Here is a 23,824-nt window from a genome sequence, read left to right on the forward strand (position 1 = left end):
GCCAACTGCTCAACGGCGGATTTCACGACAGTTTTCTGATTTGCCAACCGTGCGACGGAAGGCGGCGTGGGCGGATCAGTCTCCGCCCAACGCCGTATCTTCCGGCCTGGCATCCATATCGGCATTGCGCCGCAATGGGCCTATTTCACGGCCTACCCACCGATCCATGTTGACCTCGTCACTTACGCGCCATGGCACACCGGAGCGGGTCATGAACAGCTGCTCCATTTCCTCACGGGTAAATGGCCGCGAGCCTAGGCGCCCGAACACGGCGATCTGGCCGCCGGTTTCGTCCACCGCACGATCCCGATCCAGCCCCTTGGATAGGGCGATTGCGGGCGTCGGCGTCTTGGTCCAGGCGATGAGCTCCGGCACAGGCGCCGGGCTGAAGCCATAGAAGTTGCGCTGGCTGTCAGGGCTGGTCAGTTGCAGCACCTTCATGCCGTTGCGGCCGTCGGCCACATAGGCGAACAGCGAGGCATTGGTGGAGGCGACGATCACGTCCTCGGCATCATTAAGCGTCCCGCCCAGCGTCACCTTTTGATGGAGGCGCGGTGCGCGGGGGTACTTCACGTCGAGAATGACCAGCCCGTCACCCTTTGCAGCGACATAGGCGTAGGTGCGCGAGACATATATCCGCCGGGCATCGGCCAGCGGGAATGTCGCCTCAGGCACGGCAACCGGATTGCGCAGATTGGTCACATCGAACAGCTTCACGCCCTCGGCATCGCTGACCCATAGGTAACGGAACTGGATCGCGCTGGCCTTCGCTCCGGTCAACTCCCGTACCGCCGCCAGCTTGGGCGCTTTCGGATCGGAAAGATCAACCACCACCAGACCGCGACGGGCGGTGATATAGGCAATCTCGCCAGCCAGATGGATATGGGTCGCCCCGTTCAGAACCCCATCCGGGTTCCACGCATCCGAACCGTCGGCGTATTCCATCCGCTCGAAGAAGTTGTTGCGGAATTCGCCATCTGCCAGCGTGTTCACATCGACGAGGATCAGTCCCTCTTCAGCGTCAGTGACTGCGGCATAGTTGTAGATCGGCAGGAACGGCTGCTCCTGGTTCACTTCGCGCATCTGCGGAGTGTTACGTTGCGGCGCGATCGGCTGGTTGGTGGCCAGCGCCATGCAGGTCGCATTGCGTGTCTTCACATGAGTGTCGTGGCCCAGCGGGGAGAACGGCGCGGTGATGATCCGCTCCGAAATTCCCTTGTTCGCAATCGAGGCAACGTCATAGGCACGGAAGCCGCCCTTGCCTTCGGCCACGAACAGATATTCGCCGCGCAATTGCAAGCATCCGACCCGATCCCGCGTCCGTTCGTGCGGGTTGACGAATTCCTCGAACGGCTTGGTTTCACCCGAGAAGTCTTCATCAAACGCCTGGCCACGGACCCAGTTCTTCAGCTCGCGCCCGTTGTCTTCAACGTGCATCCGCCAGTAATCCGGATAGGCATAACGGTGCAGGTAAGAGCCGATGACAGCTTGCGGTTCGTCATATTCCGTGACGCGGATCGCGGTCAGCCCGCCTTCCAGACCGGTGAAGGCATGCATCCCGACAAAGTTCACGTAATTGGTACCCAGCAGCAGCAGCTGCGCCATGATTGCGTTGTTGTCCTCTTCTTCGGACAGGTGGCAATCGGTGCAGGTCTTTGTCTCCGTCAGACGCACGGTATGCGGGAAGTGCGGAGCGAAAGCCTGTGACGAGAAGCCAATCGCTGAGATCGGCGGCTGCTGCACATAGATGCGTTCGCGGTTGATGTTGGTCGAGGACAGAACCAGCGCCGAGGACGAACGGACCGGTGCGGTCTGATTGCCCTTGGTCGTCTGGTGAATGCCCAGCTGGAACATCTGATCGCGGGCAACCTGAGGGTTGTAGGTTGCGAAGTTACGGGTCGACCCGCCTTCGTAGCGGTGCGACTTGGTCTTCCAGTTCGCTTCGATCGGCAAGTGACACCCGCCGCAGCTGGTCGTCCAAGAAAGATGGCAGGTGAAGCAGGCCATTTCCTCGTCGCGGTGCGCGCGGTCGCCCGCCTCGATGCCCGTGCCGAATTCGAAACGGCCCGTTTCCGCGCCATAGCGGCTCATCAGCTTGGAACGGGCAGCCTTGGCGTTGAAAACTGGGGTCGACGGATCAACCGAGTCCTTGACCAGGCTGACTTCCCACTGAAGCGAGGGATCGACCAGCGAACGCTGGATCAGGACACGGCGGCCCTCTTCATTCTCGACCCATTCGAAACGACGTTGACCATCGGGATTACGCAGCAGGGCGAGGTTGTGGCCTTCAGGCGGTGCGGCCGGCCCGCTGGTGCGCAGGGTCGGATAGGCATCGGCTGTGCCGTGGCAATCCTTGCACCCGATCTCGATCGCATTGGCGACTTCGCCATAGATCAGACCGTTTCCGTGGGTGTCCTGCTCGAAATGGCAATCGACGCACTGCATCCCGACTTCGGCGTGGATGCTCATCATGTGCACCGCTTCGCCCGGATTGGTGCCGGGTTCGACAAACTTGCCTTCGCCATCACGGCGCCAGCGCTGACGCCAGCGGTTTTCGTGATAGGCGAATTCCTGTGCGCTGTCGGTTTCGGGATTGCCGGGGCGCAGGATGTTGCCTTCGGCATCAAGCATGTTGCCGTCACGATCCCGCTTGAAGATCGCGCGGAAGTTCCACCCGTGGCCGTGATAATCGGCAAACTGGGTGTGTTCGAGATAGGGGTTCAGATCATAGACGTTGCGCAGGAAGTCGAGATCGCCCCACATGCCGCGCGGTGATGCACCCTCGGGGTTGCGATCAAGGATCGCGCGCACTTCCTCAGCCGTCGGGAAGCGTTGTTCCTTGTAGAACGCCTCGTAATCCTCATCGCTCATCCCGTGCGGTCGCGGTGTGCGGTTTTCCGGCCCGGACCACATGAACGGCGCGTCGCTCTCGTAATCCCACATCGTGTAACCGAGGTAGGAGTTCAGGAAGATATTGGGCTGGTGCATGTGGCAATTCATGCACTGCGATGTCGGGATCGAGCGGGTGAATACGTGCTGGAGCGGGTGCCCCTTCTCGCGCACCGGAGCCTCGTCATGACCATCACCGTTGTGATCGTCATAGTGTTCGCCCGGCTGCTTCAGCCCGCCGTGTCCCATGCCGCTGTTAAGCTTGCCCGATCCGTGCCCGTCATAGCCGTGGTCTTCTTCCATTTGGCTGTTGATCGTCGGATCGACGGTGATCGTCTGGCCGTCGCGACCGTATTGGGCATAGATTGACGAATGCCGCGGCTCGCGATCGTTCGCGTAAACGACGTGACACGAAGCACAGCCCGAATGGCGGTAGTCGCCGGGCTGATCATTCGTCCCCATGAACCAAGTGAAGGGATCGTTCAGGCGGGTCTTGTGGATGTTGAGCGCCGGGATCGCGACGCGCAGGCCGGTACCGGGACCGCGGTTCGACTGCTTCAGATCAGGACGACCGGGTTCCTCAAGCCGCTGGATCTGGCCTGTCGGGCTTGGCAGACCGATTTCCGGGAACTGCGAGTTGATCGTGCGTCCGCCACGTTCGAACACGCGGAAGACGTCGGCGGGCGGGATCACGTGCCAAGTCGGCAGCGGATACAGCGTCGAAAGCACGCCGCGTGCCTTCTGTTCATCGGAAAGCGCGCCTTCCTCGCCATCTCCGGGCGAGGAGATGACATTGGCAATGCCGCTGATCGTCGCCGGATCACCGCTGCGGGTGTAGGCTTCGCCGAGTATGTAGTTCTTGAACGGCAGAATTCCGTTGTTGTAGGTCGCCCCGCCCCACAGCATTGCGCCGGTTGCCATGATTGATCGTTCGGCAGCCTCGATCGACTGGATGTGGCACGCACCACAGGCTTCGCGAGCGACGCGGTAGTCCGACGGGTTCACGAACTTGATGAATTCAGGCGCTTCCTTGTTGAGCAGCGCATAGGAGCGTTCAGGGTTCGCCGAGGACGGGAAATGCCAGCTGTCCGGGTATTTCGGCAGGACATGAGCAGCGTCGCGGGCGGCGACGTATTCGGGGTGATCCTGCGGCAGATCGGAATTGCCGCGCACGCTCGCATTGCCGCCGTGGCAGTCGGTGCAACCCAGCCGTACCGCTGGTGTTTCGTGCATCGTTGGCGCGTCGGTTTGAAGGTGACAAGTGTAGCAACCTTCTGATTTCGCATCCATTTCCGCCTGAGACTGGCGTGCGGGCGCAGGCGGCGCTGTTACCAGGCTGTAATCGCGATAGACCGCCACTTCTTTGTCAGCGGCTTGTGTTTCGGACTGGAACACGGACAGCCCCAAAAGCAGCACAGCGACTGCTAGAAGCGCCTGAGCGTATGAGAAGCGGCCGTTGCGGGTCGAGATCGGGTTTGCAGCCATCAGTAGGTCAACGTCACGTTTGCGAGGATCGAGTAGAACTCATCCTGATTGCCCAGATTGTCGAACAGGTCCTTGAAACCATCGCCGGAAATCAGCGTGGCGGCCGACAGGCGAAAAACGATGTTCTGGTTAGCCTTGGGTCGCCAGATGGCCGACGCCGACAGGTCGTATCCGATGTCATCCGGGATCGATCCTTCTACCCTCAGATTTTCAATCGAGGATGTGTCTTCGAACCACAGGTGGTTGGCATTGGCGCTGACGCGGACTTCCGGCGTCAGGTCGAAATCGGCCCCTACCCCGACCAGCCACAGGCCGGGGTTGTTGAAGTTCGATTGCCCCTGCTCCTTGGAAGAGCGCAGGTTGTTGAGAATGCCGTTGCGACCGTTCACCGATACCGCGCGGCCACCACCTGCAAACGGGATCGTCTGACGGATCCAGTAGGACGTGTCGGCGCCCGCAAACACCGGGTTTTCAAAGATGGCGTCAAAGCCGTTTTCTTCGTTGTCGTAAGGATCGCTGTCACCGCTTTGATACAGGCCCGACAGGCGGAAGCGCATCCAGTCACGGTCATAGCTGACTTCGGCTGCCGCGAACTGCGCGTTGATGTCCGCCGGTTCTCCGGTGAAGAAGTTGTTGCGATCCTCGCCCAGCGCCCAATAGGCGCTGCCGGTGATGTTGATCCGCCCGATGCGCCCGTCAACGTTGTAGCCTAGGTAGAACACATCATAGTCGCGCCCGCGCAAATCGCCCAGAAGCGCCGGGCGCACGGGGAAGCCGTTGTCGTCGATCTCGATATCATTGCCTTCGCGGTTGCGATTGTAGGCAAGCGTAAACTGGCTGGTCAGCGCCGGGATCAGGAAGTCCTGACGATAGACATTGGCGATGAAGACCAGATCATCGCGCGGGCTTTGCACCACGGAATTGAGGCCGCTGTTGGTGTCTTTCTCAAGACGCCAGAACGCGGCCAGATTGAACTGGAAGCGATTGTTGTCGCGATTGCCGAACAGCCGCACGCCCAGCTGCTGATCGTTGAACAGGAAGCCGCGGAAATCAGCCTGGAACGGCTGAATGCCGGCGCGGATCGAGATGAAGTCGAACCGGTCGGTATCCTGCGGCGTGAAGTGGTAATCGACGAAGGCTTCCTGCACGCCAAGGAAATGATCGAGGCGATCGGTGCCCTTCGACGGCTCCACAAACAGCACGCGGCGTTCTGGCACGTCGACGTAGTTGATGTTGTAGGCCAGCGTCACGCGGTATTCGATGCTGGGCGGCTTGTACGCGGTGCTGCCTTTCAGCAGCGCGGCGCCGACGATGAAGGTCTGCGACAAGACCGTGGAGAAGTCGTTGCCGAACACATCGAGCCGATCGGGGTCCTGCGTGGTCTGGATACCGACAGGGATCGGGAATGTACGCGGTTCGTAAACGGTGTCGCTGATCGCGTTGAGAACGAAAAACCAGTCATCACCCTTGATCGGCAGCCACGGAACCTTGTCCGGGTTGATCGGGCGGTCGCCCTTGTAGGTGTTCTGGTTATAGGGATCGAGCAGGCTTTCCCGGATCACCGGATTGCCTTCGATATCGGTCACCGCATCGATCAGACGCCAGCGATCGGGGAGCGGCACCTGATCGGGAGAGAACGCCTGTGGAGGAGGCGCTCGCACCGCGCCCTGATTTTCCTGCGTTATCTCGACCGGTAATTCCGAATTGAAACCGGGCCGTTCGCGCCCTTCGATGATGTCGCGATCAAGCGGCTCCGGTTCGGTCTTGGCCGTCTGGTTCAGGCCTTCCGCGGGTTCCTCAACCTGCTCTTCCGATTGCTCGGCCGGAGGAGGCGTTGGCGCCGGAGCGGGCGCAGCCTCTGGCGCTGCAAAGGGTTGGGCAAGCACCACGAGCGGGATGAGCGAGAGCGCCATGACTACAGCCCCTCACACACGTTTGACGCCGGATCGTCGAGGAAAGGCGCGAATGGGCAATTGATATACCGCAGCCTGACCTGACGGCTGCCGACCTGCACGACGATCCGATCCGCGCGGATATCCTTCGGCGCGTTGTTGATGCTGCCCGAACGCACCCCGGCATTGTGCAGGCCAAGGAAGCTGATCATGTCGTCCTGATCGATCCCGTCGCCCGACACGCCGATACCACCGACAAGCTGGCCGCCGCGATAGACCGGAACCGAACCGGGGAAGATCTGGATGCCATTGTCCAGCCGCGTCCCGGCCCCTGCGATATTGGGAAGCCCGGTGCAATTGCGCGGCGTGTCATCCGCCACCGCCCCGGTCACGAAACCAAGGTGCCGGGCCAGGTTGGAAACCACCAGCGCCGATTGCAGCCCGGTGGAGAAGGGATTGAACTGCTCGATCGGGCGGGAAAGCGGGCCGTGCGGCGTGCCGACTTCGCCATCGGGGAAATAGGGCCGCGACAAATTGCCGCCCGAACGATCAGCAAAGGCAAATCCGCCGGTCAGGGCATTGGGATCACCCAGGAAAGTGCGAACGCGCTGCACGAACAGGGGCACTTCGCCGCTCGCCGCCTGCAATTCGCTGGCCGCCACCGCCGAGGAGAAGAAGTTTGCCGTGCGCGCCTTTTGCAAAGACACGTCGGTGCCGAAAATCGGCGCATCGGGTGAACGCACGATGCCAAGGATACGCCCGCGCGTATCGACAAGGCTGATCGTCACCTGCGCGCGGCTGTCGAGCGGCTTGCGGATCTGCGCGCGCGCCCGGCTCATCACTGTGAAGGCTTCTTCGAGGATGATCGCGGCCTCTGCCTGCGTGATCGGCTGCGCGATATCCGCAGCATCGGTACCGCCGCGTACTGGGTAACGATTGTTGCCCGCGCCATCGCTCAGGACAAAGGCATCGGCGATGGAGAATTCCGTCGCGCGCGAGGGACGGATACCCGACGTTTCGGTGCCATAGGCTGCACCTGCACGGATGGTACCGTTGGTATATCCGCGCACCTGCACCAGCGTCCCTGCTGTCCCGGCAAAGCTCGCCCCGGAAACATTCGACAGCCCGTTGTAGGTGGCATCGGTATAGCGGAATGTCGTCCCGTCCGCTGAAATCCTGTCGCCACGAATATCGACGGGCGCTTCGAAGCCGACTGTCCCGGCAAGCGCGATCATCTCATCCGCATCGATATCCACGTCGAGGACATTGGGGTCAAAGCCGTAGACACCGTCGGACATCACCCCGACGCCGCCGACGACCACGCCGTTCTTGTACAGCGGGAAGCCGCCCGGGTCAGCCGCAAGGCCCAGCGGCGAACGCTGTGGGCCGATCATGCCGTCGCTGAAACGCGAGGACAGGTCGGAACAGGGCAGCTGGCTGAACTGCACACCGAACAGCGGGCCGCTTTCAAGGCCGACAGTCGTCGGCGCGGGCGGAAAATGCTGCTGCACGATCTGCGAAGCGACACGGCTGGAGAAAGCGTTGCCACCACTCGAAAGATAGGCGCCGGTGATGGCCTTGGCGATGGCGGCGGCCTCTGCCGGCACATCTAGCCCCTGGATGTCGATATTCTGGCCGTTGGGCGCATCGGGAATCGAGGCACTGGCTGGAGCGCCCGGCATCCGGAACACCGCCAGCACATTACCTACCCGGTCGACGACGGAAATGACCGCCGGAGCCCCTTGCGAATTGGCCTGCGCCGCGGCCTGCGCGATCACTTTCTGGACATCGGCGACCGAAAGGCTTTCAGCCGCCGGAATGGAATAGAGTTGGCCGGTTGGCGGTGGCGGCGGCGGAGAAGGCGGCGGGACATTGCCCGACCCCCCGCCCGAAGGCGTGGAATCGCCTCCACCACAAGCCGCCAGTACGAGCAGCGGCGCTCCGACTAGGATTCTCCACCCCCCGGCCATGTCTATTGCAACCTGCGAATGGCGGTGGTGGCAGAGGCAAGCGCGGTGCGGAAATCAGCCGGCTTGTAAGCGTTGGGCTCTTCAACCGCAGCATAGGCCTTGTTGATGTCGGCGCGGATACCCGCAGCCGCCCCGGCCGTGACGCGGCCATTGGAAACAAGCCCGTTGAGCAGCGTGTCGATCGCCATCACCGCCTGCACCGATCCGGTGTAGTCGGTGAAGCGCGGACGCGTAGCCGAACCGCCGATGATCTCGATCACGCGGAAAGCGTCCGCATCGATATAGGCCCGCTGGCTGAGCGCGTTGGACAATGCCCCTGCACGCTGCGACAGCGCCTGCGCAGCTTCGCGCGGATTGCCGCCGCCTGCCATCGATTTGTGGAAGTCGCGGCTCGCGGCCTTGAACGCATCGGCCTGAGCCGGAACCAGCGCCCCGGCTACAGCCGACAGCATGATGATGTTTTCATCGTTGAACGGCGGATTTCCGAATGCGATCGGGCGTTCCGGATTGGTTTCAAACGTCAGGCGGCGATTGTCAGAGTCCTGAATTTCGCGGTGACACGAATGGCAGTCGAAGAAATAAAACTGCGGAAACGCGCCTTCCATAGAGAAGCGCGGCTGCGCGAACAGGCTGGTCTGGCGCCGCACGGCTTCGGCCTGACCCACCGCCCAGAAGCGCACGGCATTCGGCTTGCCCTTCCGTGAGGCGTAATCGCCGTCGATGTCGTGATGCTGCTGGAGCGCGCTGAACAGGTCGAGCTCGAACGACACGCGCGGATGGCCTGCGGCCATCATTTCATGCGTGACGAACTGCCCCGGCTTGGTCGAACCGAAATGACAATCAAGGCAGACATTGGCGCGAACCTGCGGGTTCTCCAGCGGGGTCAGCCCGTCTGCGACATTCGAAGCATGAGTCGCCGGGCGGGCATAGTGCGAGGCCAGCCAGCCTTCAGCCGCACCGTGGCAGCTCTCGCACCCCACCCCGTCGCTGAGCTGGAAGCGCGGGCCACGCTGCGCGCTAGGGGCAAAGGTCGCATGGCAGCCGAGGCACTCGGTTGCCTGAGTGGCAGGCCCAAGACCAAGGCTGCTGGCAATTTGCTGACCGCGCCGTCCTGCGAGCACGGCATAGGCCCGGCTGTGCGCGCCGCTGGGGGAGGAGGGCTCCTGCCAGCTTGCGATTTCATCCTGACGGACAACTGCGCCATTGCCTTCCGCGCGGCCATGGCAGGTGGAACCGGCGCAGCTTGCCACGCCTTCGAACGTGCCGTTGCCATAGGCGATGGCTGCGGGAAAGCCCGCTGCAAGCGCACCTACCGCGACAATGCGGAAGAAACCGGAACCGATCCGGTCAAAGGGATTGAGAAATCCCCGCTTCGGCCCTGATACTGTCATCTCTAGCCCCCCACGAGATGCGCTAACTTTGCCAATTTTTCAGCCCCGCGCAAGTGTTGCATCACTTGCCAAAAGCCGACGCCGCGAACTGCGGATCGCACCTTAATTAGCGATCCCGCCAGATCGAGGCTTGTACAGTCCCGCCAGACAGCAGCATCTTCAACGCCGATTCTGCTGGTGACACGCTATCCCCGCCCACCCTTGTCACAAGCTTGCGTGCGAGTTGCAACCTCCAATCCGCTGAAAATCCCGAATTGTCGGCAGAATCCATTGCGCGTGCCACTGATTGCCAGCGGACAGGATCGGATTGCCGCTTCGTGCATTCCTGCATCATCATATTGGTGCAGCGCGATATCGCATTGCAACATTTCGCTTGGCGAATCCGGGTGCAAGGGTATGTTCAATTGGTGGGTGATCTTCATTCCCTGACCTTTGCCGTTGCCGCGCTACTGCTGGCGGGCGCGGGTGCGGGATTTGCAGGGGGGCTTTTCGGCATAGGAGGCGGCTTTGTGGTCGTCCCGGCTCTCGTCGTGCTGCTCCCGCTGCTTGGCGTCGCGCCCGATCAGACGGCGCATGTCGCCGTAGGGACCTCGCTGGCGACAATCATTTTCACTTCGATCCGTTCGACCCAAAGCCATGCCAAGCGTGCCGCCGTCGATTTCGATGTACTGCGCAGTTGGGCCGTCTGGGTGGTTATCGGCACGGCACTAGGCACGCTGGTTGCCGGATATGTATCGGGGGCGCAATTGGCCCTGATCTTCGGGATCGGTGTTTTTGTCTTCGCCATCTATTTCCTGCTCCCCGAGCGCAAGGGCGCGCCGCTGTTCGCAGCCATGCCCACGGGCCTGCCCCGGGTCGGCATGGCAGGCACGCTGGGCGCGTTTTCGGCGCTGCTCGGTATCGGCGGCGGAACTCTGACCACGCTGACGATGACCGTATGTGGTGCCCCCATCCACCGCGCGATCGGAACGGCGGCAGGCATGGGCGCGATCATAGCCATCCCCGGCACAATCGGTTTCATGCTGATCGGCCTTGGCGAAGGCGGGCTGCCCTGGGGCTCCATCGGCTTCGTCAACCTGCCCGCAGCCGTCGCCATTGTGATCACATCCGTCATTTTCGCCCCGCTCGGCGTCGCGGCGGCGCACCGGCTTCCCCCGGCCGTGCTGCGCCGGGTGTTCGGCGTGTATCTCATTGTCGTCGGAGCCACGATGATCGCCAAGTTCTGATCAGCCCAAGTTTTCGAAAGGAGCGAACGCCATGCAGACCAATCGCCGAACTTTCCTCGCCGGAGCCGGAATAGGCACCGGAATCGGGGCAGGCCTCGCAGGATCTGCAGCAAGCGCGACCATCATCCCCGGCCCGGTTGCTCCGGATTTCGGCCCAATGCCGGGGCAGGCACTGCTGAGCCGGAACGAAAACCCCTATGGTCCCGCCCCCTCCGCCATCCGAGCGATCAGGCGCTCGGCATCATTCGGGTGCTACTATGCCGATCGCGGCCTGCGGCATTTGCAGGACATGATTGCCGCAAGGCACAACGTCCGTTCGGAACAGGTGGTGGTGGGCAGCGGCTCAACCGAAATCCTTTGCGCCATCGCGCTCGCCTGGGGGCGTGAAGGAGCGATCCTTTGTCCCGACCTGTTCTGGGATACAACGGTCGTTTACGGTGAGCGGCAGGGTGTGAAATCGATCCGTGTCGCGCTGACAGCGGACATGAATGTCGATCTGGCTGCGATGCGGGCGGCGCTGACAGACGAAGTATCACTGATCCAGATTTGCAATCCCAACAACCCTACCGGCGTGCTGATCCCTGCGGCGGACCTGCGGGCGTTTTCCAAGGCGATCAAGAACACGGCGACGCTGCTGGTTGACGAAGCCTATAACGAACTCACCGACGATCCCGCCAACAACACGATGATCGACCTCGTTCGGGAGGGAGCAGATGTGATCGTTTGCCGCACCTTCTCCAAGATCTACGGAATGGCAGGAATGCGGGTTGGCTATGCCATCACCAGTGAGGAAAACGCTGATCGCATCCGTGGTTATCTGATGAGCTTTGGCGGCAATGTATCCGGAGTCGCCGCGGCGATGGCGAGCTTTGACGACACCGAATTTCTCGATCGTTCGCGTGCGATGGTGATCGAAGGGCGCGAGATGATCATGGCCGCAGTGAAGGAAGCGGGGCTGACTGCCCTGCCCTCGCAAACCAATTTCGTTTATGTCGAAGTGCCCGATGCCGATGCGGTGCAAGCCGCCATGCGCGAGCGCGGCATCCTTATCCGGGGCGCCTATGGCCCTTGGACGCGATATTCGCGGGTCAGCACCGGAAAGCTGGAAGATGTTGCCCGCTATGCAGAGGCGCTCCCGCAAGTTATCGAGTCGCTACGCGCGTAACCCAAGGAAGAGAGAGATCCCGAAATGCGTTTCATGTCCCTTTTGCTGGCCGGCGTTGCTGCCTGCGCTCCCGCCGCAGCTCTGGCGGATACACTCGTTGATGTGGAAAGCGAACACATAGCCAGCGATGTGCCGATGCCGCAGTTCAGGGTCGACACCAGCTGGCCCAAACTGCCCGATGACATGATCCTGGGCCAGATCCCCGGACTTGCCGTGGCGCAGGACGACACGATCTGGATTCTGACTCGCCCCAATTCGCTAGACGCAACCGAAACCGGGCTTGACCGGGACCCGCCGATCACGGTCGCCTGCTGCAAGGCACCGCCGCACGTGCTGCAATTCGATCGCGAGGGCAATCTCCTTCGCAGCTGGGGCGGACCGGCGCTGGCACCGGGCGAAAGCACCGTTACCGGCAGCGGGCGCAACGCCGTGGAGGAAGGCGACGAACAATGGCCCGCCAATGTCCACGGGCTTTATGTCGATGCCGACAACACGGTGTGGATCGGAGGCAACGGCAATGGCGATCACGTCGTGCTCAACTTCACCGCTGACGGGGAATTCATCCGCCAGATCGGCCGCAGACAGACCACCGACGGCAATTCGAGCGAGCAATATCTCGGCAACCCCGCCGATATCGCCGCCAATGGCGACAGCGTGCTGATCGCGGACGGCTATATCAACAAGCGGATCATCGAATTTTCGAGCGAGGACGAAAGCTTCCTCCAGCTGTGGGGCGCCTATGGCGAGGACCCCGACGGAGGCACGCGGGACGAGCCGTTCGATCAGAGCCAGGCCACCAGCACCGGCGACGGCGGGGCCAATCCCGAAAGCAGGAGCTTCGGCGACATCGTCCACTGCGTCGTGCGCGGCCCGGACAACACCGTTTATGTCTGCGACCGCCGCAACAACCGGGTGCAGGTATTCCGCGAAACCGATGACGGCATCGAATTCGTGCAGGACATCGTGATCGCAGCCGAAACCGGCGGCACCCGCACAGCATCGGACGTCGCCTTCAGCCCGGACGGCAAATATGTCTACATCGCCGACATGATGAACGGGCGGGTGTGGATCCTGCTGCGTGAAACGCACGGCGTTGTCGGATGGTTCGGCCGCAACGGGCGCTATCCCGGCCAGTTCATCTGGCTGCATAGCGTCGATGTCGACAGCGAAGGCAATGTCTACACCACCGAAGTGAACACCGGACGCCGGGTGCAACGTTTCGTGCTGCAAGGTATGACGCAGTAACGGCTGGCTTGCCTTCAATCAGCCAACTGTAAAAACATTGTGGGCGGGCGCGCTGCGGGAATTGCCGCTGATGCCCTGCCCGCACCCTCTCCTGAGCCTACCGGGTCTGTGCCAGGATTCTGAGAGCCCCCTTGTGTATGCGGCTTTCTTCCCCGATTAGCCGGGTTAGGGGGAAATTAGCGGGTCGCTGTCTTAATCGGTTTGATGGGTTTCAGCGGCAGGGGTGCGATATGTCCGACAACGTTCAAGACGATTCCGCTTCGGAGACTCGCAAGCTGCGCGAAGCGCTGGAGGACGCACAAGCCGATGCCCGGCGACAGGCACAGGCGGCGAGGGCCGAGTCCGCCGCCGAGATTACCCAGTTGAAAGCCACCGCGCAGGCCTTGCGCGAAGAACTAGAACTGCAGACGCACGAAACCGCACGGCAGGTGCAGGCAGCACGGCAGGAAGCCTCTGCCGAAATCAAACTCTTGCAGGAAACGATACAGGCCCTGCGTGACGGGCTCGAAGACGCGCAGGCCGATGCGGCAAGGCGCATCCAGGCGGAAAAACAGGCTGCAGCAGCCGAAATCGCCCAGTTGCGACACGCCGTGCAATCGCAGCGCGACGAAATGGACGAGATGCGCGCCACCTTCAATTCGGAGCGGCAGGCGCTCGAACGCAGCCAGCGCGATCAACTGCTCGAACTCAAGAACACGATCCAGCACCTGCGGGAACGGCTTACGGAGAAACAGCTTTGAGCGATGTATCAAACACCAAGGCCGGGGGCGCCAATCTGACGCAGGCGGAACGCGTGCGGCAATTGCAGATGATGCTCGATGTTTCGCGCCAAGTCGCGTCGATGGACACGCTTGATGCGGTTCTCGATACTCTGGTCAGCGTTGCGGTGGAACAGACCGGCGGGGAGCGCGGTTCGCTGTTCCTGCACGATGCGGCCACTGGCGAGCTGTTCAGCCGGATCGCGCAGGGGCTGAAGCGCCGCGAAATCCGCATTCTGGATGATGTCGGCATTGCCGGGTGGACGTTTCACAAGGGCGAAGGCGTGATCATTCACGATGCCTATGCCGATGAACGCTTCAACCGGGAGGTCGACCAACAGACCGGCTATACCACCAAGTCGATCCTTGCCACGCCGATCCGCAATGCGCGCGGCGACATTATCGGTGTCGCTCAGGTGCTGAACAAGCAGTCAGGCGAGTTCACCCAGCAGGATCTCGACGTGCTCGAAGGTGTGACAACCCAATGTGCGATAACGCTGCAATCGATGCAGATGGTCGAGCGGATGGAGGACACGCGGCGGCGCGAAATCGAATTCCTCAATATCGTGTCCGAGATGACGTCGGAACTGGAACTCTCGACGTTGCTGCGCCGCGTGATGACCGAGGCGACATCGATGCTGGATGCGGAACGGTCTACCCTGTTCATCAATGACGAGAAGACCAACGAGCTGTTCAGCCATGTCGGCGAAGGGCTCGATGCGATGGAAATCCGTCTACCCAATCATCTGGGCATCGCGGGCACGGTCTTCACTTCGGGCAAGGCGATCAATATTCCGCACGCCTATACCGATCTGCGTTTCAACCCCGCTTTCGACAAGCAATCCGGGTTCTTCACCCGCTCGATCCTTTGCGTGCCCGTCGTCAACAAGGCGGGCGAGACGATCGGTGTGACGCAGGTGCTGAACAAGCGTGGCGGCCCTTTCACCGAAGAGGACGAGAGCCGGCTGAAAGCCTTCACCGCGCAGATTGCCATCGGTCTGGAGAACGCCAAGCTGTTCGGCGACATCCAGTCGATGAAGAATTACAATGAAAGCATGCTGCAATCGATGTCGAACGGTGTGATCACCTTCGACGAGGAAGGCGAAAACCGCACGTGCAATCAGGCCGGCGCACGCATCCTGCGGATCGATCCGCGCACGATCATCGGCAAGTCTCCAGCGGAGGTTCTGGGCGAGGAAAACCGCTGGCTGGTCGACACCATCGCCCATGTTGCCGAAACCGACGAAGGCGAAAGCCTGCTCGACATGGAACTGGTGTTCGCGGGTGAGAAGGTATCGGCAAATGTCACCGTTCTGCCCATGGTATCCGGCGAAGGCGCCTCACTCGGCACGCTGGTGATGATCGAGGACATTTCCGACGCCAAGCGGGCCAAATCCACCCTCTCACGCTACATGGACCCGGGTGTCGCCGCGCAAATGCTTAGCGGCGGCGGCGAGGATGAAATCCTGGGCGGCAAGGACACCACGGCCACGGTGCTGTTCTCCGACATCCGCGGTTTCACCACCATTACGGAATCGCTGGGCGCGCAGGGCACGGTGGCTCTGCTCAACGATTATTTCGAGCTGATGGTTGGCTGCATCTCGGAACAGGGCGGGATGCTCGACAAGTTCATCGGCGATGCGATCATGGCCGCTTTCGGCATTCCCGTGGGGCATGAGGACGACGAGGATCGCGGCCTGCGTGCCGGGATCAACATGATCAAGACGCTGTGGGAATGGAATGCCGAGCGCGAGGCGCGCGGCGAAATGCCCGTCGACATGGGGCTGGGCCTCAACACTGACAGGATCGTCGCGGGCAATATCGGATCGCGCAAACGCATGGACTACACCATGATCGGCGACGGGGTGAACCTCGCTGCCCGGCTTGAAAGCGCCTGCAAGCAGTATTCCGCGCGCATCCTGCTGTCCGAATACACCGTGGCGCGGCTGAAGGGCGTCTACCGCCTGCGCGAAGTCGACAAGGTGGTGGTAAAGGGCAAGACCGAGCCCGTCGGGGTGTTCGAATGCCTCGATTACCACTCTGATGCGAGCTTCCCCAATCTGATGGATGTGCTGGGCAATTTCAACGAAGGGGTGAAGGTCTATCGCAAGCAGGAATGGGACCGCGCCGCAGGCTATTTCGGGAAAGCGCTGGAAGCCAATCCCGATGACAAGCTAAGCCGCACGTATATCGAACGCTGCGAACTGATGAAGGCCAACCCTCCCGGCGATGACTGGGACGGGGTCTGGGTGATGACCTCGAAATAGGCCCTCGAAAACAAAAGGGGCAAAAGCAAAAGGGGCAAAAGCAAAAGGGCGGAACAAACGCCCCGCCCTTGTTTCCCGGTTTGCGGTTCGATCAGCCCGCCGAAAGCGCGATGTGGCGCTTCATGTGGTGATCGACATTGCCGAATTCGGAATCGAACAGCGTCAGCCGCTTGAAGTAGTGGCCGATGGCGTATTCGTCGGTCATGCCGTTGCCGCCGTGGATCTGGATCGCTTCCTGACCGATCTTGTGCGCGGCCTGACCGATGCGGACCTTGGCGGTGGACACGGCCAGTTTGCGCTCACGCTCAGGCGCGTCGAGCTTGAGCGTGGCGTAGTAGGTCAGCGAAACAGCCTGCTCATATTCGGTGTACATGTCGGCCATGCGGTGCTGCAGCACCTGGAACTTGCCGATCGGAACCCCGAACTGCTTGCGCTGCTTGGAATATTCGAGCGTCATGTAATTGGCGACTTTCATCGCCCCGCAGACTTCGGCGCAAAGCGCGGCGACCGCTTCGTCTGCGACCCGCTCGATCAGGGGGAGAGCCGCGCCCTCCTCTCCGATCAATGCGTCTGCCGGAACGCTGACGTTTTCGAAATAGACCTCGGAAGCGCGGCGACCGTCAAAGGTCGCATAATCGCGGGTGACTACGCCTTCGGCCGACTTGTCGACGATGAAGACCGAAATCCCGTCCTTGTCGCGCTGTTCGCCCGATGTACGCGCGGTGACGATCAGGTGGCTTGCCCAGGGCGCACCGATGACAACCGCCTTGTGCCCGTTGAGCACATAGCCATCGCCGTCCTTCTTTGCCGTCGTCTGGAGATCGGCGAGATCATAGCGGCCCTTTGGTTCGGCATAGGCGAAAGCAAAGATGCGCTCGCCCGAAACGATGCCGCCGATATGTTCTTCCTTCTGCGCGGCGGTGCCAGCATGCTTGAGGAAACCGCCAGCGCAAACGACGGTCGGCACGAACGGTTCGACCACCAGCCCCTTGCCGAACTCCTCCATGACGACCATCGCGTCGATCGCACCGCCGCCAAAGCCGCCGTCCTCTTCGCTGAACGGCATACCCAGAATGCCAAGCTCGGCCAGCTGCGCCCAGATTTCCGGGCGCCATCCGGCATCGCTGGCGATCACTTCGCGGCGCGTTTCGCTGCCGTATTCCTCGCGAACGAGGCGAGCCAGACCGTCGCGCACCATTTGCTGTTCTTCGGTGAAGTTGAAGTCCACTTCTAATCCCCTCAGTGTCCTTTAGGTGCCGTTACAGGCCCAGGATCATTTTCGTGATGATGTTGCGCTGGATTTCATTCGATCCGCCATAGATCGAGGTCTTGCGCATGTTGAAATAGGTCGCGGCGGAAAGCTGCGCGTAGTCCGGGCCGATCGGATACTGGTTCGATCCCACATCAGCGATGCTGCCGTACATCGGCGTGCCATAGCTGCCGACGGCTTCCAGCGTCAGCTCGGTCAGGCGCTGCTGGATTTCGGTGCCCTTGATCTTGAGGATCGAGCTTTCCGGCCCCGGCCCCTTGCCCGCCTGTTCACCAGCCAAAGTGCGCAGTTCGGTGTATTCGAGCGCGGCGAGGTCGATCTCGAGCTGGCTGACCTTGCGTGCGAAATCGAAGTCGCTGATCAGCGGTTTGCCGTCGATCGTCTCTTGCGCGGCGATCTCGCGCAGCTTTTCGACCCCGCGCTTCGAACGCGCGACACCCGCAATCCCGCTGCGTTCATGGGCGAGGAGGAACTTGGCATAGGTCCAACCCTGGTTTTCGACCCCGACAAGGTTTTCGACCGGCACACGCACATCGGTGAGCCAGGTTTCGTTCACTTCGTGTCCGCCGTCGATCAGCTTGATCGGCTTCACTTCGACACCCGGGGTCTTCATGTCGACCAGAATGAAGCTGATGCCTTCCTGCGGCTTGGCGGCATCCGGATCGGTGCGGCACAGGAAGAAGCCCCAGTCGGCGTGCTGTGCCAGAGTGGTCCAGGTCTTTTGTCCGTTGATGATGTAGTGATCGCCGTCGCGCACCGCCGTCGTCTTGAGGCTGGCGAGGTCGGAACCGGCGCCCGGCTCGGAATAGCCTTGGCACCACCAGACATCGCCACTCAGGATGCCGGGCAGGTGCTGCTGCTTCTGCGCGTCATTGCCGAAGGTGTAGATCACCGGGCCGACCATCGAAATGCCGAACGGCAGCGGCATGAACGTGCCGACGCGGGCGTTTTCCTCGGACCAGATATACCGCTGCGTCGGGGTCCATCCGGTGCCGCCATATTCGACCGGCCATGCCGGTGCCGACCAGCCCTTGCGCCCAAGGATTTTGTGCCAGGCCGTCATGTCCTCAGGCGTCATGTCCTCGCGGTTGCCCATCCCTTCGAGATACTTGGGGTGGTTTTCCTCGATAAAGGCGCGCACCTCTTCACGGAACGCAATCTCTTCCTGCGTGAACTCGAGATTCATCGCGACTGTCTCCCAATTAAGTCTTTAGTTGCTACGCTTCCTGCCACGGTGCGTTCCGTGCTCAAAGCCCCTTTTGCGCCGATTATGCGCAAGCCTTGTTCGATTGCGAGCAACCCAATTGCGCCTGACGCTACGGCAATACGTCTTTGATGAGCGGATTGGGAAAACGCCGCCGCATCGTGACGGCGAAAAAAACTTCCGTGATGCCGGTCAAACGCTCCAGTTCGACAAGGATCCCGCTCTCCAACTCGCCTTTGACGACGATCGGGGGAATCACCGCAAGGCCGACATCAGCACGGGCCAGCAGGCGCAGCATCGCCATGTCATCCCCCTCTGCCGCGATGCGCGGTACAATGCCCATGCGATCAACCATCGCGTCGAAACCTGCCCTCAACGCGGTTTCAGGGGTCGGCAGGATCAATGGGTTGTCGGCCAGCAACTGCTCGACCCCGCCACCCGATCTGCGCGCTGGCGTGCCGACAAGGCTGACAGGCTGTTCGTCGAGCCGCCGCACCAGATAGGGGCTGCCGGCATCACGCGCCGGAACCAGATTGGTAAGCACCACGTCGAGCGAAAGCGCCTCTAGCCGCCGCAACAGGCTTTCTTGCGTGCCTGATCGCAGAACCACCTCGACATCGTCCCGGCCCAGCAGAGGCTCGAGGAAACGCATCTGGAAGTTGCGCGACAAGGTGGCGAGCGCCCCGATGCGCAAGACACGGCGTTGGCCCTCCGCGCGGTCGAGCGTTGCAGTCAGATGATCGGCGGCCCGGAATATCTCGTCGGCATGATCAAGCGCGATCCGCCCGGCTTCGGTCAATTGCAGCGTGCGCCCGACCCGATCGAACAGGTCGTGGCCCAGCGCGGCTTCAAGCGTCCTGATCTGGGTCGAAACCGCCGATTGCGAGATGTTCAGCGCCCGTGCCGCGTCAGTCAAATTGCCTTCCCGCGCGACCGCGCGAAACAGGCGAAGATGGTGCAGATTGAGATTGGACATAGTTCCACAAAATAGAATGCTTAGTGCGATTATATGAATTTTTCTTGATGAATTCCACCCTCTATCTGGTGCGCAAGTTTTCATCGGAGTTCCAGATGCCGCTTGCATTCTCGCTATCGCACATTGCCCCTGTAATCCTGCTGCTTGTGGGAGCGATCGCGCTGTTCCGCCCGGGAAAACGCCCCGGCAATCTGCCGCGCCTCGCAGAGCTGGCAGCATTTGGCGCGATGGTGCTGACGTTGATCGGCCTTGCTCAGGTGATCCTTGGCGAGCCTGCGCGACTGACAGCCCTTAAGGAACCGCTGCTTATCGCCCTTCGCGCCGATCTGGTCAGCGCGACAATGGCTCTACTTGTCGGTTTTATTGGCTGGATCGTCATGCGTTACAGCCGCACCTATCTCGACGGTGAGGAACGCGAAGGCGCGTTCCATGGCCTGATGCTGGCAACGCTCGCTGCGGTTCTGGTGTTCGTGCAGGCGGGCAGCATGGTAACGATCATCCTTGCCGCCATGACTGTCGGCGTGACGCTGAAGCGTCTGCTGCTGTTCTACCCTGACCGCCCCGAGGCACAGCGCGCGGCGACCAAGTTCGCGCTGGTCTGGCATTCGGGCGATATGCTGCTGATCCTCGCCGCATCGCTGTTGTTCGCGGTCTTCGGCACGAGCGACATCGCCGCAATCACCAACGCAGCAAGCACCGAGAGGCTCGGCTTTACAGGCAATCTGGCGGTGGCTTTCATCGTCCTTGCCGCCGCGCTCAAGACCGCCGCCTTCCCCTTGCATGGCTGGTTGACTGAGGTGATGGAGGCTCCGACGCCGGTGTCCGCGCTGCTGCATGCGGGTATCATCAACTCAGGCGGCGTCCTGTTGATCACCGCCGCGCCGCTGGTTCAGGCCAGCACCGGATCGATGGCGGCGCTGGTGCTGCTGGGCGGGCTTACCGCGCTGTTCGGCGCTGCCGTGATGCTGACGCAGAATGCTGTGAAGACGGCGCTTGCCTGGTCCACTGTCTCGCAAATGGGCTTCATGCTGCTGCAATGCGGGCTGGGCCTGTGGACGCTGGCGCTGCTGCATATCGTCGCCCACTCGCTCTACAAGGCGCACGCTTTCCTGTCGTCGGGCGGAGCGGTGCAGGATGTCGCCAGCATCCGCCGCCCCGGCCCGGTTGCCGCGCCCAGTGTCCCGGCCGTGCTGAAGAGCTTTGGCCTTGCACTGGTGCTCTATGCCGCGATTGCCACACTGTTCACGATCTTCATCGGCCCCAAGAGCGCGCAGGCGCTGGCGCTGGGTGCGATCCTGATCTTCGGCGTCGCCTATCTGGTGGCTCAGGGTCTTGCCGATCTTGCCCCGGTTGCTCTCACCAAGCGCACCGTTGCGGCCTCGCTGGCAGCGGCAATCGCCTACTTCAGTTTTCAGGCCGCAGCCGAGGTAATCTGGGGGCCGGGCCTGCCCGCCGCACCCGTTCCCGGCCCGCTGGAATGGGCGCTGATCGTGGTCGCAGTGCTTTCGTTCGGCCTTGTCGCCTTTGCACAGGCTCTGTTCCCGTTGTGGGCGCACCACCCGTCAACTGCGGGCCTGCGGGTCCACCTCGCCAACGGCCTTTACCTCAATGCCCTGCTTGATCGCGCCATTGGCGGGTTCAGCAAAGCCAAATCCAATTCGTAAGGCAGACCAGTCATGTTCATGAAGCATTCGCAGATCACCCCCGTCCGCCTCTCGGAAATCCTCGGCGCTGCAGAGGCCGCTGCACGGGCGATCCCCCCCGCCTTCCCGCTGGATGCGACGGTCGCCGTCAATCCGTTCCTGGGTCAGACGGGTGAAGACCTCGCCACGACGCAGGCGCGGCTTGCGCGGGTTGCGGGTTGCCCCGTCACGCTCGACGCGCAGCACTTTGCGACTACCATCCGCGAAGGGAAGATCACCGATCAAGACCTGTCCGAAGCGCTTGAAGCATCGCCGCACTCCGGCAAGCCATCCAGCCTTTCCGCACTCAAGGTTGCAGCCACCGCCATGGGATCGGGGGTGGCTGCAACCGCCCTGCCCACTATTGCCGATCTGGCGGCGGAAGCGACGGGCATCGACTGGCCTTCGATCATCGACAAGACCGTGGGCCGCTGGGCCGCCGGCCAGTTCGACCGGGGTCAGGCGCTGTGGTCGCCCACTCCGGGCACACCCGCCTTCGTCGCATGGCGCGAATGGGCCGTGCATGACCTCACCCCGGAAGTTGCCGGGCTAAAGGGGTTCTGCGCGCATGTAGCCGCCGCTCCGGACACCACCGAACGCGCGATCCTCGCCTGTGCCGATGCATTGGGCATTTCGGGCGAAGCGGCGGAAACCGCGTTTCACCGCCTCTACATGAGCCTTGGCGGATGGTCGCAGCATGCGCGCTGGCTGCTGTGGCAGGCAGAGCTGGCAGGCGAAACCGACGGCACCATTGCCGATCTGCTCGCCATCCGGCTGATCTGGGAAGAGGCACTGCTGGAGCACGTCCCGCAGATCGCCGATCGCTGGGCCGAAACCCTCGCCGCGCATGCAGCGCCGATTGCGCCGACATTCGACCAGATCACTCTCGCGATCCTTCAGGACGCAGCTGAGCGCGCGCACCAGCGCAGCCTGATCGCAACCCTCGACGGGGGCGACACGCTGGATCGCCGCCCGTTCCTGCAAGCCGCGTTCTGCATCGACGTGCGATCCGAAGTGTTCCGACGTGCGCTGGAAAGCGTTGACGACGGGATTGAGACGATCGGGTTCGCGGGCTTCTTCGGCCTGCCGCTGGCGCATCATCCGCACGCCTCAGACATTGTCGAGGCGCGCCTTCCGGTGCTGCTCAATCCCGCGATCGAAACCACCAGCGCGGGCGATCCGGCAAAGGATCAGGCCAGCCGCATCGCCGCGCGCACCAGCCGCGCGTGGGGCCGATTCCGGCAGGCGGCGGTGTCTTCCTTCGCCTTCGTTGAATCGATGGGACCGCTGTACGCAGCCAAGCTGGTGCGCAGCGCGCTGGGGGGTGCGAGCAAGAACAGGCCCATCGCTCCTGCACCGCAAATCGTCGGCGGGTTTTCGCCAGAAGCCAAGGCCGATACCGCCGCTGCCGTGCTAAGGGCGATGAGCCTGACCACCGGCCACGGGGAAATCGTGCTGCTGCTGGGTCATGGCGGCAACGTCACCAACAACCCGCACGAAAGCGCCTATCACTGCGGCGCATGCGGCGGGCACACAGGCGAAGTCTCCGCCCGGGTGCTGGCGACATTGCTCAACGATCCGGAAACCCGCGTGGGCTTGAAGGCGCGCGGGATCGAAGTGCCGGAGGACACGCTGTTTGTGGCCGGTCTGCACGACACGACCACGGACGAAATCACCATCTACGAAGACACTCTGCCCGCAGATCGCGCGTCCGACATCGCCCGTGTGCGCGGGTTCCTTGCAACCGCTGGCCGCTTTGCCCGCACGGAGCGTTCGGCCCGTTTGCCGGGGGCAAAATGGAACAATGTTGCCGCACGCGCCTTCAACTGGGCCGAAACGCGCCCGGAATGGGGCCTTGCCGGCTGCGCGGCCTTCATCGCCGCCCCGCGTGAAGCGACTGCGGGCAAGGATCTTGGCGGACGCTCGTTCCTGCACAGCTATGACTGGCAGGCGGACGAAGGGTTTGCGACGCTAGAACTGATCATGACAGCGCCAGTCGTCGTCGCCAGCTGGATCAGCCTGCAATACTACGGCTCCAGCGTGGCACCGGACGTGTTCGGCGGCGGGAACAAGCTGATCCACAACGTAACCGGCGGGATCGGCGTGATCGAAGGCAACAGCGGACGTCTGCGTCCCGGCCTGCCGTGGCAGTCAGTCCACGACGGGGAAAGCCTCGCCCACGAACCGCTGCGCCTGTCCGTCATGGTGGAGGCACCGCGCGAAGCGATTGCCGACATTCTCGAACGGCACCCGGAAGTGCGCGCCCTGTTCGACAATTGCTGGCTGCACCTGTTCACGTTGAAGGACGGCAAGGTCGATGCTCGCTATCGGCCCGGCCTTGCATGGTCTGACATGATCGAGCCCGAGCGGCTTGCTTCGTGAGCCGCTGGCCGGAGCCGGGCAT

14 protein-coding genes are annotated in these 23,824 nt (G+C 62.1%); 7 read left to right on the forward strand and 7 right to left on the reverse strand.

Annotated features, from left to right (window positions below):
* Positions 1–75: 75 nt before the first annotated feature.
* The 4 genes from L1K66_RS14250 to L1K66_RS14265 are packed head-to-tail and all read right to left on the reverse strand — an operon-like array spanning position 76 to position 9,627.
* Positions 76–4,374 (reverse strand): multiheme c-type cytochrome, encoded by a 4,299-nt coding sequence (locus L1K66_RS14250; protein WP_252258456.1) that lies wholly within the window; start codon positions 4,372–4,374, stop codon positions 76–78.
* Positions 4,374–6,287 (reverse strand): hypothetical protein, encoded by a 1,914-nt coding sequence (locus tag L1K66_RS14255; protein ID WP_252258457.1) that lies wholly within the window; start codon positions 6,285–6,287, stop codon positions 4,374–4,376. Before L1K66_RS14255 ends, L1K66_RS14250 begins: the two co-directional genes overlap by 1 nt.
* 2 nt (positions 6,288–6,289) lie before the next feature.
* Complete coding sequence (locus tag L1K66_RS14260; RefSeq protein ID WP_252258458.1) at positions 6,290–8,236, reverse strand: heme-binding protein; 1,947 nt, start codon at positions 8,234–8,236, stop codon at positions 6,290–6,292.
* A 2-nt stretch (positions 8,237–8,238) separates the two neighbouring features.
* On the reverse strand, positions 8,239–9,627 hold the full coding sequence (locus tag L1K66_RS14265; RefSeq protein WP_252258459.1) for a cytochrome c family protein: 1,389 nt from the start codon (positions 9,625–9,627) through the stop codon (positions 8,239–8,241).
* A gap of 404 nt (positions 9,628–10,031) precedes the next feature.
* Between L1K66_RS14265 and L1K66_RS14270 the strand changes: the two genes are divergently transcribed.
* The 5 genes from L1K66_RS14270 (at position 10,032) to L1K66_RS14290 (ending at position 16,288) form a co-directional block, all read left to right on the forward strand.
* Positions 10,032–10,853: a sulfite exporter TauE/SafE family protein gene (locus L1K66_RS14270; protein ID WP_407931954.1), complete on the forward strand. Its 822-nt coding sequence runs from the start codon at positions 10,032–10,034 to the stop codon at positions 10,851–10,853.
* A 31-nt stretch (positions 10,854–10,884) separates the two neighbouring features.
* Positions 10,885–12,018: a pyridoxal phosphate-dependent aminotransferase gene (locus L1K66_RS14275; RefSeq protein ID WP_252258461.1), complete on the forward strand. Its 1,134-nt coding sequence runs from the start codon at positions 10,885–10,887 to the stop codon at positions 12,016–12,018.
* A 24-nt stretch (positions 12,019–12,042) separates the two neighbouring features.
* Positions 12,043–13,263: an NHL repeat-containing protein gene (locus tag L1K66_RS14280; RefSeq protein ID WP_252258462.1), complete on the forward strand. Its 1,221-nt coding sequence runs from the start codon at positions 12,043–12,045 to the stop codon at positions 13,261–13,263.
* Between the two features lie 230 nt (positions 13,264–13,493).
* Positions 13,494–14,003, forward strand: a complete 510-nt coding sequence (locus L1K66_RS14285) for a hypothetical protein (protein WP_252258463.1) — start codon at positions 13,494–13,496, stop codon at positions 14,001–14,003.
* A complete protein-coding gene (locus tag L1K66_RS14290) occupies positions 14,000–16,288 on the forward strand; it encodes a GAF domain-containing protein (protein ID WP_252258464.1) in 2,289 nt (762 codons plus the stop codon). Before L1K66_RS14285 ends, L1K66_RS14290 begins: the two co-directional genes overlap by 4 nt.
* 91 nt (positions 16,289–16,379) lie before the next feature.
* Here L1K66_RS14290 and L1K66_RS14295 read toward each other — a convergent pair whose 3' ends face one another.
* The 3 genes from L1K66_RS14295 to L1K66_RS14305 all read right to left on the reverse strand — a co-directional run bounded on the left by L1K66_RS14295 (position 16,380) and on the right by L1K66_RS14305 (position 19,738).
* Complete coding sequence (locus L1K66_RS14295) at positions 16,380–17,516, reverse strand: acyl-CoA dehydrogenase family protein (RefSeq protein ID WP_252258465.1); 1,137 nt, start codon at positions 17,514–17,516, stop codon at positions 16,380–16,382.
* 31 nt (positions 17,517–17,547) lie between these two features.
* Complete coding sequence (locus L1K66_RS14300) at positions 17,548–18,744, reverse strand: acyl-CoA dehydrogenase family protein (protein ID WP_252258466.1); 1,197 nt, start codon at positions 18,742–18,744, stop codon at positions 17,548–17,550.
* 130 nt (positions 18,745–18,874) lie between these two features.
* Positions 18,875–19,738, reverse strand: coding sequence for a LysR family transcriptional regulator (locus L1K66_RS14305; protein ID WP_252258467.1), 864 nt, complete (start codon positions 19,736–19,738; stop codon positions 18,875–18,877).
* Positions 19,739–19,785: 47 nt separating this feature from the next.
* On the opposite strand from L1K66_RS14305, the gene L1K66_RS14310 reads away from it, so the two are divergent.
* Together L1K66_RS14310 and L1K66_RS14315 are read left to right on the forward strand one after the other, a co-directional pair.
* A complete protein-coding gene (locus L1K66_RS14310; RefSeq protein ID WP_252260523.1) occupies positions 19,786–21,402 on the forward strand; it encodes a proton-conducting transporter transmembrane domain-containing protein in 1,617 nt (538 codons plus the stop codon).
* A 12-nt stretch (positions 21,403–21,414) separates the two neighbouring features.
* Positions 21,415–23,802 (forward strand): YbcC family protein, encoded by a 2,388-nt coding sequence (locus tag L1K66_RS14315; RefSeq protein ID WP_252258468.1) that lies wholly within the window; start codon positions 21,415–21,417, stop codon positions 23,800–23,802.
* Positions 23,803–23,824 lie beyond the last annotated feature (22 nt).

Origin of the sequence: Erythrobacter aurantius (assembly GCF_023823125.1) — a bacterium.
GTDB classification, from domain to species: Bacteria; Pseudomonadota; Alphaproteobacteria; order Sphingomonadales; family Sphingomonadaceae; genus Erythrobacter; species Erythrobacter aurantius.